The 18,406-nt window shown below is 35.5% G+C and carries 16 protein-coding genes and 1 other RNA gene; 3 read left to right on the top strand and 14 right to left on the bottom strand.

The window, feature by feature from the left end:
• From ACFJGY_RS04435 to glyA, 10 genes are all read right to left on the bottom strand, one after another.
• Positions 1-1,161 (bottom strand): cytidylyltransferase domain-containing protein, encoded by a 1,161-nt coding sequence (locus tag ACFJGY_RS04435; protein ID WP_379968509.1) that lies wholly within the window; start codon positions 1,159-1,161, stop codon positions 1-3.
• Positions 1,162-2,160, bottom strand: a complete 999-nt coding sequence (locus ACFJGY_RS04430; RefSeq protein ID WP_379968507.1) for an acyltransferase family protein — start codon at positions 2,158-2,160, stop codon at positions 1,162-1,164.
• Entirely contained in the window at positions 2,154-3,026 is an 873-nt protein-coding gene (locus ACFJGY_RS04425; protein WP_379968505.1) for an N-acetylneuraminate synthase family protein, read from the bottom strand. Before ACFJGY_RS04425 ends, ACFJGY_RS04430 begins: the two co-directional genes overlap by 7 nt.
• Positions 3,027-3,051: 25 nt before the next feature.
• A complete protein-coding gene (locus tag ACFJGY_RS04420; protein WP_379968503.1) occupies positions 3,052-4,287 on the bottom strand; it encodes an ABC transporter ATP-binding protein in 1,236 nt (411 codons plus the stop codon).
• Between the two features lie 10 nt (positions 4,288-4,297).
• Positions 4,298-5,137, bottom strand: a complete 840-nt coding sequence (locus tag ACFJGY_RS04415; protein ID WP_379968501.1) for an ABC transporter permease — start codon at positions 5,135-5,137, stop codon at positions 4,298-4,300.
• Between the two features lie 95 nt (positions 5,138-5,232).
• Positions 5,233-7,386, bottom strand: coding sequence for a GumC family protein (locus ACFJGY_RS04410; RefSeq protein WP_379968499.1), 2,154 nt, complete (start codon positions 7,384-7,386; stop codon positions 5,233-5,235).
• A gap of 177 nt (positions 7,387-7,563) precedes the next feature.
• Positions 7,564-8,268 (bottom strand): polysaccharide biosynthesis/export family protein, encoded by a 705-nt coding sequence (locus ACFJGY_RS04405; protein ID WP_379968497.1) that lies wholly within the window; start codon positions 8,266-8,268, stop codon positions 7,564-7,566.
• Between the two features lie 123 nt (positions 8,269-8,391).
• A complete protein-coding gene (locus tag ACFJGY_RS04400; protein ID WP_379968495.1) occupies positions 8,392-9,045 on the bottom strand; it encodes an outer membrane beta-barrel protein in 654 nt (217 codons plus the stop codon).
• A gap of 105 nt (positions 9,046-9,150) precedes the next feature.
• Positions 9,151-9,621: a regulatory protein RecX gene (locus ACFJGY_RS04395; protein ID WP_379968493.1), complete on the bottom strand. Its 471-nt coding sequence runs from the start codon at positions 9,619-9,621 to the stop codon at positions 9,151-9,153.
• Positions 9,622-9,682: 61 nt separating this feature from the next.
• Entirely contained in the window at positions 9,683-10,951 is a 1,269-nt protein-coding gene (gene glyA / locus ACFJGY_RS04390; RefSeq protein ID WP_379968491.1) for a serine hydroxymethyltransferase, read from the bottom strand.
• A gap of 163 nt (positions 10,952-11,114) precedes the next feature.
• Between glyA and ACFJGY_RS04385 the strand changes: the two genes are divergently transcribed.
• Positions 11,115-11,411 carry a hypothetical protein gene (locus ACFJGY_RS04385; RefSeq protein ID WP_379968489.1) on the top strand — a complete coding sequence of 99 codons (297 nt, stop codon included), beginning with the start codon at positions 11,115-11,117 and terminating at the stop codon, positions 11,409-11,411.
• Between the two features lie 78 nt (positions 11,412-11,489).
• Here the strand turns inward: ACFJGY_RS04385 and ACFJGY_RS04380 are convergent, their stop codons facing one another.
• The 4 genes from ACFJGY_RS04380 to ACFJGY_RS04365 all read right to left on the bottom strand — a co-directional run bounded on the left by ACFJGY_RS04380 (position 11,490) and on the right by ACFJGY_RS04365 (position 16,850).
• The gene (locus ACFJGY_RS04380) at positions 11,490-12,377 is read right to left on the bottom strand and encodes a DUF72 domain-containing protein (RefSeq protein ID WP_379968487.1); all 888 of its coding nucleotides are present in this window, start codon (positions 12,375-12,377) and stop codon (positions 11,490-11,492) included.
• A gap of 117 nt (positions 12,378-12,494) precedes the next feature.
• The gene (locus ACFJGY_RS04375; RefSeq protein WP_379970099.1) at positions 12,495-14,150 is read right to left on the bottom strand and encodes a ribonucleoside-diphosphate reductase subunit alpha; all 1,656 of its coding nucleotides are present in this window, start codon (positions 14,148-14,150) and stop codon (positions 12,495-12,497) included.
• Between the two features lie 533 nt (positions 14,151-14,683).
• Positions 14,684-15,658 (bottom strand): ribonucleotide-diphosphate reductase subunit beta, encoded by a 975-nt coding sequence (locus ACFJGY_RS04370; RefSeq protein ID WP_379968485.1) that lies wholly within the window; start codon positions 15,656-15,658, stop codon positions 14,684-14,686.
• 376 nt (positions 15,659-16,034) lie between these two features.
• Entirely contained in the window at positions 16,035-16,850 is an 816-nt protein-coding gene (locus ACFJGY_RS04365) for a hypothetical protein (RefSeq protein WP_379968483.1), read from the bottom strand.
• A 556-nt stretch (positions 16,851-17,406) separates the two neighbouring features.
• On the opposite strand from ACFJGY_RS04365, the gene ACFJGY_RS04360 reads away from it, so the two are divergent.
• The gene (locus tag ACFJGY_RS04360; protein WP_379968481.1) at positions 17,407-17,559 is read left to right on the top strand and encodes a hypothetical protein; all 153 of its coding nucleotides are present in this window, start codon (positions 17,407-17,409) and stop codon (positions 17,557-17,559) included.
• A gap of 58 nt (positions 17,560-17,617) precedes the next feature.
• Positions 17,618-18,016: a transfer-messenger RNA gene (gene ssrA, locus ACFJGY_RS04355) on the top strand.
• Positions 18,017-18,406 lie beyond the last annotated feature (390 nt).

The following is an 18,406-nucleotide window of genomic DNA, read 5'->3' as shown; positions in this document are numbered from 1 at the left end:
TTATCTGCTAATGATTTTCTCAATAAACTCTCTCACACAGCCTTCACCACCTTTCAAAGTCATAATCTGAATATTGGTGATCGATTTTATTTTATCTAATGCATCTTGCGGACAAGCAGCAAAACCAACTTCCGAAAGCAGATTGAAACAGTTGATATCATCTCCGATATAAGCGACTTCTTTTATAGAAATCCCTTCTTTTGCACAGATTTCCAGAGCAGCTTCTAATTTCCCGCCTTCTCTTTTACCTTGATAGAGATAATCGACTTTCAGTTTTTTGGCTCTTCTTTCTACGATCTGAGTCACTTCAGAAGTGACGATTCCGGTTTTGATATTGTTTTGGCGAAGGATATCAAATCCCATCCCGTCGTGCGTATTGAATTTCTTCAGCTCGTCACCATTCTCGGAATAATACATTCCTGCATCTGTCAAAACACCATCCACATCTGTCAGGAATAGTTTGATCTTAGTTTCTGGCTTTTGCGGCTGCAAAATATGTCTTTTCATCAATTGCTCTGCGATCACCCAATCATCCGGTTCATCGATCTCAAAAGATGTGAATTCTTCCATTTCAAATAGACCAATTTTTCCACTTAGTCTATTTTTATACTTTAAAACATTCCCGATTTTATTGATGTAAAATGCGCCGTTCTCCAAGAATTCTCCTTGAAAATCCTGGCGTCTGGGGCGGTTTTGATAATCGTAATTCTTTGATGTCCCATCTTCATTCCAAAAGAATCTTTTGAATCTGACACCAGTCAACAAAGAGTCATAATCCGAATTGTTATATACCTCCAAAGCGGAAGAAAAATCTTTGGTTTGGGTAAGCGGCGATGTTGCCTGTACCAAAAGGAAAACATCATCATTGTCTGATCCAGACTGGTTCAGATATTCCAGCATCACGCTTTCTGTGCTTGATGTATCCTGAGAGTTTTCAACAGATCTTTTATAGATCTCTGTCTTTTTGAATCCGAAACTTTTGACAGCATCTTCTATCTCTACCGAGTCTGTAGCGATAATGATTTTATCAATGGATGGCGTGTCCTCCAGGGCTTTGATATTCCAATATACCAAAGGTTTTCCGCAGAATTCTTTGATATTTTTCAGAGGTATGGACTTACTGCCTCCACGAACAGGTATGAATGCGATTGTTTTACTCATCTATATTTTTCCTAAAAAAAACTGTTTGAAAAATTTACTCTTATCCATCAAATATATAACTCCTAGTAACATCATGATCAATATAACACTTAAAACATAATAATTCTGTGGTGAATTAATAAAAAGATATTTGGCCAATAAAAGTGGCAAAACGTGCCAGAGATAAATCCCCAGAGACTCTTTCCCAAGCCAGCTTATAAATAATCCTATCTTTTTATCTGTTAATAATGATAAATCAGTATTCAGAAATTTTACTACAAATAGCCCAATTAAACTATTTTGTATAATAAGAGTAACTACTGATATTAATTTATTAAAATTATTGATCTGAGCATAAAACATCAATATATTAACAAAAAAGGACAATAGCAGGATTATCAATAAATATAATAACTTATATTTATTGATAATCTTAAGATTATTTTTAAAAAAAATTCCCAGAATAAAATAAAAATAAAACTGTGGCCTGAATAGATTTGAAATATTTGATATCAGATTTGAATCAAAGTAGCTATTGACGCCAGGACTTATATAAATAAAATTCAGGAAAATTGTTAAAGGTAGTAATGCCAGTACAATCGTTTTTATTTTGATGTTTAACTTTACAAGAAAATAAGTGCAAAAAATATAACTCAAAAATGCCGGAATATACCAAAGATGATAAAAGGGATGATACAAAATATAAAATCCCTTCCCTAGTATATTGTACTTATACTCTATTAATGAATAGATAATGACTGCAACTGTCCAGGGAACTATCAATCTGAAAAAATATTTTCTAAATAATCCCGGTAAGCTCTCCTTTTCTAATTTTTGGACATTTACTAAGTATCCGGAAATAAATAGAAAAATGGGCATATGAAATGAGTAGATAATATATCTTACTATACTATCATTTAACTTTCCCAAAAGCAGATGCCCAATCACAACCAAGGTAATTAATAATCCCTTGGTTATATCAATTTTTATATTTCTATCTAAATGGAGTTTATCTACCACTTAATTTGTCCGCTTTTCAGCTTCTTTCTTTGAACATCTTCTATATCAAGAATTTCGCTTTTCTTGTAAGTCAAAGATTCGTAAACGGCGTTACAGTCTCTTACCAGCTTTCTCATTCCGTCCGGTTCCAATGATGCAGCGTGATCTGTTCCCTTCCAGGTTCTGTCGATAGTAAAGTGTCTTTCTACCCATTCTGCACCCAAAGCAATCGCAGCTGCATCCACAGCAATTCCTAAGTGGTGACCAGAGAATCCAATTGATTTCACTCTGCCTTCAAACTGTTTTCTGATTCTTACGATTTCCAATAGAGAGATATCTTCAAAAGGAACCGGATAGCCGGAAGTACAGCTGTACAAAACAAGATCTTTTGCTCTTTGTTTCGATTCGAAGAAAGAAACGATTTGCTCCTCTTCGTCCTGAGTTGTCATCCCGAAAGACAAATGCACTTCTCCTTCATAGTTGTCTGCAAGATATTCCAGCATCGCTTTGTTAAGATTACAGGCAGAAGGTACTTTGATTAATTTTGGATTGATCTCTGTGATTTCTTTAGCAGAAGTTACATCCCAAACAGAAGTTGAATATTCTGTCCCGAATTCTTCACACCAAGCTTTCAACTGTCTGTGCTGATCTACGTCAAATTCTAAAAATTCTCTGTGCGCACCATAAGTATCGCCATAAGAATTTGCGGGATTTGGGTGAGGAGTATTGTATTCTGCTTCAGATAAAAGCTCTGTATTGGTTCTTTTCTGAAACTTAGCAACATCTGCTTTACAGAATAAAGCGGCTGTTTTAATCAGTTCTTTAGCAATCTGCATATCACCTTTGTGATTACAGCCTATTTCTGCTATTATTTTAGGATGGTTCATATCTTAAATTTAATTTTTTCTAATTTTATTCTAATCTTACATTGTTCTGAAAAACATCTCCTTTCAAGTGAAAAGAAGTGTATGTCGCCGTATTTAATCCCCGGACTATAAATTTTGTAAAATTCCTGTAAATACATAAAATTTTATTTTCGGAAACTTTTCCTGATCCATCATCTTCCACAACAAAATAGGTGATTCCGTATTCTCCGTTTACCAATTGCAAATCCGGAAAAATTATTTTTATACGGTTATTTTCCTGTGTAGAAAAAGCGCTTTTAAAAAGATGTGTATAATGTATTGCAGCCATTTTCAGATCTTTATCTATAAATTGAATCTGGATGTAATAGTTTTTTACGCTTGTATCTTTTAATTTCACATCAAATTCCAGGCTAAGCGGATCTCCGTAATTAACTATTTTAATATCTGTCTCATCTTTTACACGTTCGGAGTTAACAGTAATATCGTTGATTTCTGCTCCGGAATCGAGTTCTATTTTCCCTAATTCATTTTTGAATTCTCCAAAATACATTTCGATGCCTTTATTTACATTATCTCCGTAGTAGAATGATTTTCCGTTTCTCATAAACATCACCTGATCACATGTTCTGGCAACCTGCGGCATAGAATGACTTACAAAAATAACAGCTGCAGACTGCATAATTTCCATCATTTTATTAAATGATTTTGCGCGGAACCCTGCATCACCAACAGATAATACTTCATCCAGAATCAAAACATCCGGATCGGTATGTACCGCAACAGAAAATCCTAAACGGACTTTCATCCCGGAGCTGTAATATTGAACGGGTGTATCTATAAACTCTTCTAATTCTGAAAAAGCTACGATCTCATCAAATTTGGATTTTATTTCTTTATCCGAAAGTCCTAATACCGCTCCATTATTAAAGATATTTTCTCTACCTGTAAGAATCGGATTGAAACCAGCGGTAAGTTCAATAAGTGCGTTGACTCTACCGTGCATTTCTATCCTTCCTTTGTCTGGTGCAATAAGACCTGTCAATACTTTTAAAAGTGTACTTTTTCCTGCGCCATTGTGTCCAAGCAACCCAAGGCATTCTCCACGTTTTACTTCAAAGTTAATATCTTCAACTGCCCAAAATTCTTTTTTCCTGAGCTCTCTAGGTTTTTCACTTCCAAATACAGTGCTACCTAAATCCTGCATCCCGTAAAGCAGACCCAGCTTCAGGTCTTTACAAAATTTCTTGGATACCGATTCGGCTTTTATTAAAATTTCTGACATTTTTTTATAATTACATTCGTTCTACTACAATAGGAATAGAAATTCTATAAAATAACCATCCTACAAACATTATTACAATTGTAACAATCAATATAGTAAACAGATAAGTTGGATTTTCGATGTTACCACGCGTAAGCATATTTCTACACGTATTGATAAGAGGTGTCAACGGATTGGCATCTATAATACTTTGCAAAGTCGAAACCTTTGTTTTCACATATACTACTGGTGTCAGATACATCAGAAAGGGAAGTACCACCGGGATCAATTTTCCAATATCCGTGTAAAGAAGCCCGATAGGTGTAATTATTAATCCTAAACTAATTCCAAATAATATAAGAAGTATTAATGTTCCTATAAATAATAAAAATTGAAACGTAGGATAATAACCAAAAATTAAAAGCACTCCGATTATAATTAAAAACTTTATTGCACTGTTAAAAATGACTTTATAAAAACCGGATAATAAGATGGCTTCTTTTGGAAAATTAATTTTCGAAATTAATGCTTTTGAAGCATTGGTTTGAGTTAAAGGCATACTCACGCTTTCGCTAAAAATACTCCATAACATCGTGCCCAGAAAAACATATAATGCATAAGGAATTCCTGTTCCTGAAACATTAACAGCTCCTGAAGCGCTCAGAAAAACCCAGATCAATGCATTTGCAAGCGGTGTTATCAAAGCCCAAAGTATACCAAAAATTGATTGTCTGTATTCTGCATTTTTATCGCGGATGAATAGTCTTTGAGCCAAACCTGCAGATGAGACTAAGTCTTTGAACATTTCTCCAATAATTTTTATGAAGGTTTTGTTCTGATTAGCAGCTTCGTATATTTTTATTTCAGACATTATTATTTAAGTGAAAAATTTAATGAATTTTAATTATTTTTATAAAATCAATAAAAAATTATTGCAAATAAGGCAAATTTTTTTCTTTATTTTTTTTAACTATTCTTTCCGAATAATTTAGCTAGTTTACTTTTTGGCTTTTGATAAGAATAATACCCATATCCGTACTTGTATCCGTATTTGGAATATTCTGGTTTTACACTATTAAGAGCAAAGACCATATTATTGATTTGATTGTCTCTTCTAAAGTTTTGTGCAAATGAAAGCATCTCGTGGTCTGAAAATTCTGATTTAACTGTGTAAATCACAAGGTCTGATATATCTATCAAATGCATAGAATCACTAACCAACATAACAGGAGCAGAATCCATTACTATATAATCGTATTCTTTTTTCAAAATATCGATCAACTGATCAAACTTATTCATATCCAAAAGATCATTTGGATTTGGTGCTTTTGCTCCACTGAATAAAACATCTAAATTTTTATCCAGTCCTGAATTAATAATAAATTCATTTATGGACTCATTGTCTGAAACCAAATAATCCGTAAGTCCCTTTACTTTTTTATTAATAAAACGATGCAGTTGTGGATTACGAATATCGGCTCCGATAAGCAGAACTCTGCCACTTCCCGAGAGACTTAATGCCGTATTCATTGAAATCGTTGTTTTCCCTTCTCCTTTTACAGAAGATGTAACCAATATAACACCACCCTTATTAATCTCTTTTGAACGAAGAATGAATTTTATATTAGACGTCAAAATCCTGAATGATTCTGCAAAAATCGTAAAGTCATTTTTCTCAATTAATGTTTTCTTTTCGTCTTCAAAAGGAATCTCTGCAATAACAGGAATATTAGGTACCAAACTTTCAATATCATCTTTTGTCCTAATTTTAGCATCAAGAATTCTTACAACGAAAATAATAACTAAAGGAAATAAGAATCCAATAATAAGTGACGAAGTTTTAATCTGGTTATAATTAGGATTTACGACGCCGGTTGTATAAGCTGGATTTACAACTTTTGTTTTGGGTGCTGTTACTGCAAGGGTGATTGCATTCTCTTCTCTTTTTTGTAGTAAATAAAGATATAGAGATTCTTTCAGACTTCTTTGTCTCTCAATATTTCGGAAAGTTCTTTCCTGAGTAGGGTATTTATAAATAGCAGCTTGATCTTCTCCCATCTCATAATTAGTTTGGCCTAACCTTCGCTGGATCTGCATACTTGTTTCCTGTATATTTTTACGAATTGCCACCATAATTTCTGACAATTCCTTATCAAAAGCCTTAATAGCAGGATTGGCAACAGTGGCCTGTTTCAGAGTTCGTTTTTTTGTCAACAGCAACTCATTGTATTGTGTCAGTAATTTTTCTGTTGCGCCAGGAGTACCCAACCCAGTAGGAAACAATTGTTCCTTCCCGGAATTTGCCAGAGCACTTAAAGAATTCAATACCTCCAGCTGCATTGATTGATTGAATATATTCTCTACATTCCCTGTCAATCGGCCAACAGCAATATCTGTTTGAGTATCAAGATTTGTAATCTTGTTTATTTTTTTAAAATTCTCTTTATCAGCTTCTATTTTTTCGAGATCATTTGATATCAGATCTAAACGCCCATCAATAAAATCTGCTGTATTCTGAGCTTCTATATTTTTATCATTAATACCATCAATGTTATATTGTCTGGAAAGCTCATTAAGAATATCTTCAGATTTCTTAGGGATTGGCCCTACTAATGTCAAATCCATAAGCAGACCATTAGGAATCTGCGCTTTTATGCTCGATTCCAAATCTCTTACAACATTTTTTTCACTTTTAAATACAACTCTTAATCTGTATGGCCGAATTTCCGGATTTCTCTCTATAATCACTGTTCCAAGTGGTAAAACTGCAGGCCTGCCGTATCGGAAAGTATTATTACCGGATACCAATGGTCCATCTTTCAGTTTATAAGTACTTCCATCAATAGGCTCGATATAATAAGCAGCGCTGGAAAAAGTAGGTTTTTCAGTAACAATCTTTCCAGAGAAAGGAGATTTGTCATATAATTCCACTTCTCTTATTTTTCCTTTTACATAGAAGGCAACATCCAGATTCAAATTTTTGCCTACTCTTTGTAGAATTGGCTTAGAAATTATAATTGCAGCCTCACCTTGCAGCTCGTTACTGCCACTGATTCCCATTCCTAAACTTTTCAAATCACCTAATGCACCTCTACCGGAACCAGATGATTCCTGAAACAATAAAGTTGTTTTTGAAAGATACTGAGGTTGGGTGTATTTAAGATAAAAATAAGCACACATATAAAAAAATATCATGCTTACAATAATCCATGGCCAATATCTCAAAAAACGAACAATTTCCTTTTTGAAATTTATTTTTTTATTCGGATTGAAATCCTGATCTAATAATTCCATTTATTAATTCGTCAATCTTATAATTAAAGCCAGCACACTAAATCCTACTGCCAGAAGCTGCAGGAATAAGGCTCTGTTCGGATTGGTTGTATTTGCGGCTATTTGTGCATTTTTATCAGGCTCAACGTAGAGGATATCGTTCTGCTGTAAATAGTAATAAGGAGACTTGACGATACTTGCATCAGAAAAATCAAGGCTTACCAGTGTATCTTTTTGACTTTCTTCAGAATATCTAAGCAATTTTACTTTTGTTCTATCTGCTGACGTGCTCATATCACCAGCTAATGCTATTGCCTGAAATAAATTAATCTTTTCATTATTAGTTGATTTTTGACCTGGGCTTCCTACTGCTCCAAGAACACTAAAGTTGAAATTATTTAATTTTATATCTACCATAGGATCTATAAGATACGCCTTAAGCCTTTCTTCAATATCTTCTTTCAAGGCCTTTTTGGTCATTCCAAGACAATAAATCCTGCCTAATACCGGCATTGTTATATAACCTTCAGGAGAAACGAAATAGCCGCCCGAACCAGCGCCTGTAGATTTTTCAGGATCGTTAGTAGAGGCCATAGTATTTAAATTGAAAGGTTTTACTGCCATTTCATCAAATGCCGAAACTGAAATCGAAAGATTATCTCCTTCTTTAATTTTAAGTCCTGTATATCTGGCCTGGCTCACTTCCTGATCGAAGTTATGATTGCTCATATAAATCATATTTTCTTTAGGCTTACAAGAAAAGGCTAAACAAAATATAAATAGTAGAAATATTTGTTTTTTCATTTTTAAGTCTGCAAAAGTACAAAAACTTTTACAGTAATATTTTTAACGTTAATTTGTTTCTCCTAAGTAATAACTAACGCCAATTGCCAGGAATCTATTGTAAGTAGCATCTCTGTAATCCGGATAAACTTTCGAAAGGCCTCTGTCAAATCTTATGAATACATCCAGCTTATCGTTTATTTTTGCACCAGCTTTTACAGATACACCGTAACCAAAAGTATCCATTTTTTGTCCTAATCCAAACGTATTAGGGTTTAAACCTGCAGCTTTAGCTTCTGCCACAGCATTGCCTTCTTCGGTTTTCTCACTTGCAAGAAATTCGAATTTGGGACCAAACATGAAATAGATATCACTTTTGTATCCGTGATTTTTCAAGAAATATTTGATATATAAGGGAACAGCAACATAATAATTATTATACTTTTGTTTGTTTTGCCCGTCCTCATTCCAATCTGCACGTTCTCCTATGGTATAAAACTCTAATTGAGGCGTAAAATACAACCATGCAGAATCATATATATCATTGGGCACTAATGAAAAATCAGCAAATACACCAATATTTCCTCCGAAATTACCTTTAGAAACACCATGTACCTCTGCAATAGATCCTTTATGAAAACTAGCCGTTACGCCATATTTTATAGATTGCGCGTTTACAAACCCAAATAGCAAGAGCGTGTATATAAGAATAAGTTTTTTCATGAATTGTAATTGATCAAATTTGGGACGAAATTAAGAATTTTTTATTAATTTTAAGAGAATAATTTCATTTGGATGTGTTAATTGTAATATTAAATTAAATTAACTTTAAATTATTCTATCATTTATAACATCTAATATCACTTCATACTCAAAACCTTTGGACAATAAATGCTTGATTGTTCTGCTTTTTTTCTGGTATTCTTTTAGTCCTTTTTGTGTGGAAAAATAGGTTTCAAAAATCTTAATAACTGTTTTTTCATAATCTTCTTCATCTATTTCATCCATGGATTTTGAAATGAGCCTTTCATTAATTCCCTTTTGCTTGAGGTTCATCTTAATTTTATTTCGTCCCCAATGTTTTATATAAAACTTGCCGCGAATATAACTTCTTGTAAAGCGTTCTTCGTTCAGGTAATTTTCTTTGATAAGATAAAGATAAATTTCATCCTTAGCTTCCGGAATCAGTAAAAAATCTCTCATCTTCTGCTCGACTTCAGAATGACAACGATCCTGATAAACGCAATAGTTTACCATTTTCTGCTTGATCTCATCAAAAGTGTAAGATTTTTTCTCCATTTAATTCAAAAAAAAGAATGAACGAAATTGTTCATTCTTTTGCTATCAAGTTTATATATTATTAGTAATTGAAAAGTGCGTGACCTTCCATTAATTCGGTTACTTTCTTTTTAACTGAGCTCAAAACTTCCTCATTCTGGATATTGTCAACCACTTCAGAGATTAATCCTGCGATAGTTTCCATATCATTTTCTTTCAAACCTCTGGTTGTAATTGCTGCTGTTCCCAATCTGATCCCCGAAGTTGTAAAAGGCGATTTATCATCAAACGGAACCATATTTTTGTTACAGGTGATATCGGCTTTTACCAAAGCTTTCTCAGTCTCTTTTCCGTTTACGTTTTTATTACGAAGATCGATCAACATCAGGTGATTATCCGTTCCGCCACTTACGATTTCGAAGCCATTATCTACCATTGACTTTGATAATGCCTGAGCATTAGCTTTCACCTGCTTAGCATAAACTTCAAATTTAGAATCAATCGCTTCAGCAAATGCTACCGCTTTTGCACCGATTACATGCTCCAAAGGACCACCTTGGATTCCCGGGAAAACGGCACTATCAAGAACTGCACTCATCAATTTAGTTTCACCTTTCGGTGTTTTGTGTCCGTAAGTATTTTCGAAATCTTTCCCTAACATGATCATTCCACCTCTTGGACCTCTTAACGTTTTATGAGTCGTAGTTGTAACAACGTGGCAATGTTCAAATGGATTATTCAGCAACCCTTTTGCTACCAAACCTGCCGGATGTGCAATATCTGCCCAAAGTGTTGCGCCAATTTCGTCCGCAACTTCACGAAATTTCGCATAATCCAAATCTCTGGAATAAGCGGAAAATCCGGCGATCAGCATTTTTGGTTTTTCCCTCAAAGCCACTTCTCTCATCTGGTCATAATCGATCAAGCCTGTTTCTCTCTGTACGCCGTAAGAACAAACCTGATATTGGATTCCGGAGAAGTTAACGGCAGAACCGTGTGTCAAATGTCCTCCCATAGAAAGATCCATTCCCATCACTTTATCGCCTGGTTTAAGAATCGAAAGATAAATAGCAGCATTAGCCTGAGAACCGGAATGTGGCTGCACATTCACATAATCCACCCCGAAAAGTTCTTTTGCTCTGTCAATCGCCAGCTGTTCGACTTGATCTACCACTTCGCAACCGCCATAATAACGTCTGCCGGGATAGCCTTCTGCATATTTGTTAGTTAATACACTTCCCATTGCTTTCATCACATTTTCGGAAACAAAATTTTCCGAAGCGATCAGTTCTATTCCGTGGGTTTGTCTTTCTCTTTCTTTTTCAATAAGGTCGAAGATCGGGTCTTGCATTTTAGATTTATTTTTGTCAAAAATAAGAAATTCTACAGATATTTTTATAACTTTCGCCGATTAACATTTACATAATGAAATCGCCTTATTTTGGAAGTTAAAAACCCAGATTAACATGATGCGATAACATATGACCTTTGAAAAAAATAATAAATATCTACATATGAATTCTAAGAAAAAATATAAAAAAGAACTTCTGAAATCTCTGAAATATATGGAAGCTGCGGAAAGCACATCGCTAAAAGTGATGACCAACCTAATGCTCCTTAAAGAGTTAAAGGAAAACAATATCAGTTTCAAAAAAGGCGATGTCTTTTCTTTCGAAGACAATATCTTTGATTACAGCGAGGACAAAAATGTCCGTATCCTTGCAAAGCTTCGTAAGAAAACGATGAAAGCGATGAATAAACTGGTTGAAAAGAATAAATTTAAAGATAAAGAACTGAAGTTTTTGGCTTAAAATAAAACAATCTTAATCGATTTCAAAATAAGAATTCCCCTTCAAAAAAGTAAGGGGAATTTTATTTAATTAAGTTTTCTAAAAAAGAGTCGGCATATCATCAGCTAATTTCGGAACGTGAATATCCGTTTTCCATTCCTCATTCATCTTCTCAATTAAATGCGCGGATAAAAGCGGTGATGCTTTTTCGATATTTTGATGAACGAAGAAATAAAGATTTTGCAGACCTTCTTTTTTCCATTTGGTCAATCTTTTCAGCCAATCTTCCAATCTTTCGTAATCGCTGTCGGCATTGGCACCAACATAACGAATGAAAGCATTTGGCGTCGTCAATCGCATATGGAGCATATCTCGTCTTCCAGCTGTGTCAACGATGATATTGGTGATATTATTCATCTCAAACAATTCACAAACGGTATTGAAAACCTCTTCATCCGTAAACCATTCTGTATTCCTCAATTCAATTGCCAATGGGACTTCTTTTGGCCAATCATGTACAAATTTCTCCAGACGTTCATAATCTTTCGGTTTAAAATTATCGTGAAGCTGAAGAAAAACCATTCCCAATTTCTCATCAAAATTAAGAACTGCCGAAGCGAATTGTGTTACGACATCTGTAATATTTAATAATCTTCGAAAATGTGAAACCGTATTGGTAATCTTCGGGAAGAATTTGAAATCTTTTGGCGTTTTCTCTTTCCAGGTTTGAACTTGTTCGGCAGTCGGCATTCCGTAGAACGTAGCATTCAATTCGATCGAATTGAATTGAGTTGAATAATAAGTCAATTCATCTTTGGTTCCTTTCGGATAAAAACCTTTGAGATCAGTTTTGTTCCATTTTGCACAACCGATGGAGATGTTTTTCAATCCTGGCTTATTCTGTTCGAGAATAAATTTGGTTTGAGGATGGTCTTTTGGTAATGTAAAATCTATCTGTGAAGGATCTGCAACTTGTCCGAATTTCATTTTATTAAGAAGTTAGGGGTTAGAAATTAGAGGTTAGATTGGAGGTTTAAAGTTAACAAAAAAACCATCTCGTTTCGCAACAAGATGGTTTCAATTATTAATTCTATTTATAAATGTTTACGCTTCGCAAGCGGAACACGTCACAAAATTCACCATCATCTCTTTGGAAACAGACGAACTTCTTTGGTAATACAAAGTTTTTACCCCTTTTTTCCAGGCTTCGATCATTACGTAATTCACGTCTTTCACCGGCATTGTCGATGGAATCTGCAAGTTAAGAGACTGCGCCTGATCGATATATTGTTGTCTTTGAGCCGCTTGGGAAACGATCTCCATTGGAGAGATCTCACGGAAAGTTTTGAACACCGCTTTTTCTTCGGCTGACAAACCTTCAAGGTGCTGTACGGAACCGTGGTTCAACATAATTGTTCTCCATGTTTCTTCGTTGTCAAGACCTTTTTCATCCAGCAATTTCGCCAGATATTTGTTCTTACGCATAAAGTTTCCTTTTGCCAGACCAGCTTTGTAATAGTTAGAAGCAAACGGCTCAATTCCAGGAGAAGTTTGACCAAGAATCGCTGAACTTGAAGTTGTTGGCGCGATTGCCATCAACGTTGTATTTCTCAATCCGTAACCTTTCAGCATATCCGGTTCTCCGTAGATGTTTGCCAATTCTTTGGAAGCAATCTCAGACTGTTCTTTGATATGGCGGAACGCTCTTGCATTGAACTGAGTTGCCTCAAAACTCTCGAACGGAATCATATTTTTCTGCAAATAAGAATGGTACCCTAAAACACCCAAACCTAAAGCTCTGTGACGCATTGCAAAATTTCTAGCTGAAGTCAGGTAATAATTTCCTTCAGTTTTATCAATGAATTCCGAAAGAACTGCGTCTAGGAAATAAATTGCTAATTTCACAGCATTTGTATCTTTCCATTCGTCATACAATTCTAAATTCATAGAAGACAGACAGCAGATGAATGATTCGTTGGCCGTAGAAGGTAACATAATCTCGGAACAAAGGTTACTTGCGTTCACCATCAATCCGGAATCTTTGTAAACCTGAGGCTTGTTTCTATTCACATTATCCGTAAAGAAAATGTAAGGCAAACCTTTTTGCTGACGGCTTTCCAAAACTCTCGCCCAGATCTTACGTTTGTCCGCATCACCATCGATCATATCCTGCATCCAGTAATCCGGAACGCAAACACCTGTAAACAAGTTTTGGATTGGACTTCCAATATCTTTGATACTCAAAAACTCTTCAATATCACCGTGGTCGATGTCAAGATACGCGGCAAATGCACCTCTTCTTACACCACCTTGCGACACAACATCCATTGCTGTATCATATAATTTCATAAAGGAAACTGCTCCGGAAGATTTTCCGTTGTCTGTAACCGCAGTTCCTCTGTTTCTCAATTCTCCAAAATAACCGGACGTTCCACCACCGATTTTCGTCTGCATAATGACCTCTCCCAACTTGTGCGTGATGCCTTCAATATTATCCGGAACGTGAACATTGAAACAAGAGATCGGCAAACCACGCTGAGTTCCCATATTCGCCCAAACAGGAGAAGAGAAACTGATCCAGCCTTTCACGATCATTTCCTTGAAAGCCGGTTGCAATTCCGGTTTGTAAAGACGTTTCGCCGCAGCCGTTGTAATACGGTCGATTGCACCATCTACAGTTTCGCCTTTCAGAAGGTAGCCTCTGTTCAGCATTTGTTCAGACTCTTCGTTGAGCCACCAGATATCTATATTTTCGTCCATCATAACTTTATCTATTTTGCTTATTGTATTGGCTTATTGTATTGGCTTATTGTATTTATTTTATATTTTGGGCATCTTAATCCGTCCTCCACTCCCGCTTTTTTTTCTTCACGTTTCCAGATTCTCGACGCTTGGTCAAGAAAAAAAAGAGCTTCGTTCAGGCCGGGATGCGCTTCGCCATTTTTGACGTTTTCACATAAAAAAGAAAACTCCAAGAATTAAAAATGTTTCTCAAAATTTTCTTTTTTACACCTTTCTCAGTTTGAAACTTTGAAAGGATTTTCATTCACTTTGTCATTCTGTAGGAATCTCGACAGCTTTGTTAGGTTTCCTGAGGAATGACAATATTATGTTCTGGTTAGATGTTGAATCCTTCGACTTCGCTCAGGATGACAACTCTAATACTATTTTCTTTTGACGCTCGCTTCGCTCGCGCTGTTGTTGCGCCCCGACTTGAGTGGAGCTCTTTTTATAATTTTGCAAAAATTATAAAAAAGCGGGAACGGAAGGCGGATAAAGGCGCCCAAATTATTTTAAAACAAATCGTTCGCCGTAATACTCTTATCGTGTTTTGTGTAATCTACCGGACGTTTTGCGAAGAAATCATCCATAGAGTTGGCAAAAACTTCTTCTTCAAACCAAACCATCGGACGGTAATCTTCCGGAGAAATGTTGTATCTTGTTTTCATCCCGATTTTTTTCAAAGAGTCGTCTACTCTGTATTTCATAAAATCGAGAAGGTTTTTCTTGGAAACATTGTCCAATTCGCCCTGCTCGAAAATCCAGTCCAGGATATTGGATTCCATTTCTATGGATTCGTCTACCAGATCATAAATATCTTCGATATCAGATTCTGTTAAAAGATCCGGCTGTTCTTCACGGATTTTATTAATTAAATAAATTCCGCCGTTTGCGTGAATCTGCTCATCAATAGAAGTCCAGGCGATGATGTTGGAAACGTTTTTCAAATAGCCTTTGAATCTCGTAAACGACAAAATAATCGCAAACTGACTGAACAAAGACACATTCTCAATCAAAATACTGAATAACAATAATGAAGAAACGTAAGCTTTCTGATCTTCGGAATTGGCATTTTTCAGCATTTTCCCCAGATAATCGATTCTGTTTTTTACGGCTGGAACATTCACAACGTCCAAAAAGTCGTCGTTGTAACCTAAGACTTCCAGCAATCTTGAATAAGCTTCGGAATGGCGAAATTCGCATTCTGAAAAAGTGGCACCAAGACCGTTAAGTTCCGGCTTTGGAAGGTGGTTGTAAAGATTTCCCCAGAAGGTTTTTACATTGACCTCGATCTGAGCAATCGCAAGCAAAGCATTTTTCACTGCGTTTTTCTCGTGAGGTTCTAGCTGCGACTGGAAATCCTGAACATCGGCTGTAAAATCTACCTCGGAATGTACCCAATAAGACTTGTTAATAGCCTCTACAAATTGCATTACTTCTGGATATTCAAAAGGTTTGTAGCTTATTCTTTTATCAAAAATTCCCATTATCAGCCGTTTTTATCAATTATATTAGTTTCTAAGAAAAGATAGTGATTTAGCAACAGAATATTTCTCGTTGAGAAATGCGTTACTTTTATCTTCTAAGTGATTACAAAAATAGAAATTGAAGTCTACAAATGAAAGGGCAAAATGCGGAAATGTGTCAAAATTCTGACAATCATCGGCAAAAGTTTTCCACATTATGTTAAAAGAGCTATGGATAGGGAATTCTTAGAAAATAGAACTAAATAAGACTGTTAATTAGTCAGATTAAATTTAAACACTATGACAAAATCGTCTTGTATAATAGATTGCTCCAGCTAAACACAAAAAATATTAATTTTAATTCGCCGGAGAAATATGGAGAAAATGGTTAAAAATATTAACCTTCAGAAACTTTCTTTGAGAAGTTATGTGTCTTGATATATTCTGCAAAAGCGACTTTGAGTTGCGATTCTATTGCCACCTTGTTGAAATTGTTTCTGTAATTCTTGGAAAGTCCCTGAGATTCGTCGGCATAAGCCAGGAAAATATCAAAATCATACTCGTCCAAACCGTAGCTTGTATAATAATCCAAATTCACGACTGCTTTTACACGTTTATAAAATTCCTGTTTCTCGGAATAATTGGCGGTGGTCTTTGGAGACTGCGTTGCTTTTCCAATTAAACCTCCGATTGCGCTTCCGAGTTTCATCATATCCAATTGTCCGGCAGAGAAATTGGGCTGCCTGAAAGATGACGGAACTGTTGCTGTCGGCGTAACTCCGTTTGGCGGTGTTTTCATATAGAGATTCATCGCACTGTTGAGCGCAACGACTTTTGGCGGCGGATTGAGTCTTGCGACATCTTTTCTGAGAATTCCGGTTGGGCGAAAGGCAATTTTCACTTCTTCTATTTCCACTGGAATAATCGATAATTTTACATCCAAGCTTTTTGAGAAATTTTCCGAATTCAAGGTCACGTTCTTACGTTCATAGCCTTGTCTTGCGATTCGAAGTTCATCAGAAGCTTTGGCAGCGATGACGAAATTTCCCATAAAATCCGAAATCACCACTTGATCTGTCCGAAGGTTGACGATGCTTGTATTGGGTAGTTTATCTCCATTTTCATTGGAGATATTTCCCATCACATAGTCTGATTGGGAAAATGCTTTTATTGAGAAAAGTAATATGAGGAGTGACAGTAATTTGATTTTCACGGAACTTAAGTTTTTGCAAATCTACTTCTAATCGTTTTGTTTGTTATGATGAGAAGTCTTGTAGTCAAATAGTTTAACCGACTTTAAGGAGTTTTGTGATTTTTTTAGAAATTGTGGGTTTTGGTTTTGTTAAAATTTTTCTGAGAAGATTTTTTTAAACGCAGAGTGCGCAAGATTTTTGCCATTATTGAAAATATTTAAGGTTCGCAAAGGTGCTTCGCTCAGCAAAAAGGTTTGGAATCTCTCGCAGATTTAGCTGATTATGCAGATTCTGCATTTGAACGCAAAGCCCGCTAAGTTTTTTTATCATTATTGAAAATATTTAAGTCTCACAAAGGCGTAAAACTTAACAGAGATAATGTTTCGAAGATTTTGCTGGTTATGTAGATTTTTTGAACGCAAAGCCCGCTAATTATTTTATTATTATTGAAAACATTTTAAGGTTCGCAAAGGCGTAAAACTCATCAAAGATTTATTTCATATAACTTTCTAATAATTCGATTGTGTAAATTTCTAAAACAGGTGAAAATGTGGAGTTTGCGAAGCTGCGTAAGAGATGGTAGTGGAAATCCTTTTTGTCTTTGTTGAATCGTCTTTCGGAAACCTGAGTGTGGCAAGACAAAAAGATTGGAACGAACAGCCCGACCCGAGCGGCTGGCAATGTGGAGGTGAGGGTTACGCCCAAATTTGGTTGATGGTTTTTGGTTGAGAGTTGATGGTGAATGGTAAATTAATTTGTTGTAAATTTGTCTTCTTATTTTAAAATTGGGGTTGACTGGTTTCGACAGCAAGGTCAATGGGTAAGTAAGCATGCAGAGAACCGTAGCGCGATCTCTTAAATCCCTTGCTACACACTTTTAACTGGCAACGAAGAGTTCGCTCTTGCAGCTTAATCCGAAGTTTAGTAGGATCCAGCGCTTTCCCGAAGATAGTAAGGAAGCAAGATGTCTCACAAACGCTCTGTTCTGCGGCGTTTGATCCTGGGGCATAGCAATGCAGAAATAAGTCTCGAGAAACTTCGGCTCGGGATCGAAAACTTTAGAAGATAAGGTCTAAGTTGGGTGTTTGCTCTCTGCTTAGGCTCGAAAATCAATAGTGAAATAAGCATGTAGAAATCTTATGTATTGCTTGTTTGGACGAGGGTTCGAATCCCTCCAACTCCACTTAAAACCCTGTAAATAATTGATTTACAGGGTTTTATTTTAAAAGGTGCTATTGTAGGTGCTAGTTTATTTTTTTCCTTTAGGATTGCTAGATGATGAATTTTCAATTCTAAATAGTGCTAACAAACGTAACTCTAATATTATAATTAAAAAATAAATTAGTCGAATATAATTTTCGATAGAAATTATTTATAATTTTGTAGCGTTGAAAACTTTGAGTAAACATATCAGCTTTGTAATTTTAATCTGTTTGGGCTTTTTGCTTATACCGAGTACTACTTATGCTTGCTCAAAAAAAACAACAAAGACAGACTTAAAGTCAGTTTCAAAAAGTCAGTTCCATAAAGCAGAAATAAAGGATTGCTGTAAAGCAAAATCTTGCAAAAGAGATAA

The organism is Epilithonimonas sp. UC225_85 (genome assembly GCF_042695135.1).
GTDB lineage: Bacteria > Bacteroidota > Bacteroidia > Flavobacteriales > Weeksellaceae > Epilithonimonas.
Note: the sequence above shows the minus strand (reverse complement) of the source record. Positions and strands in the feature narration are given on the sequence as shown.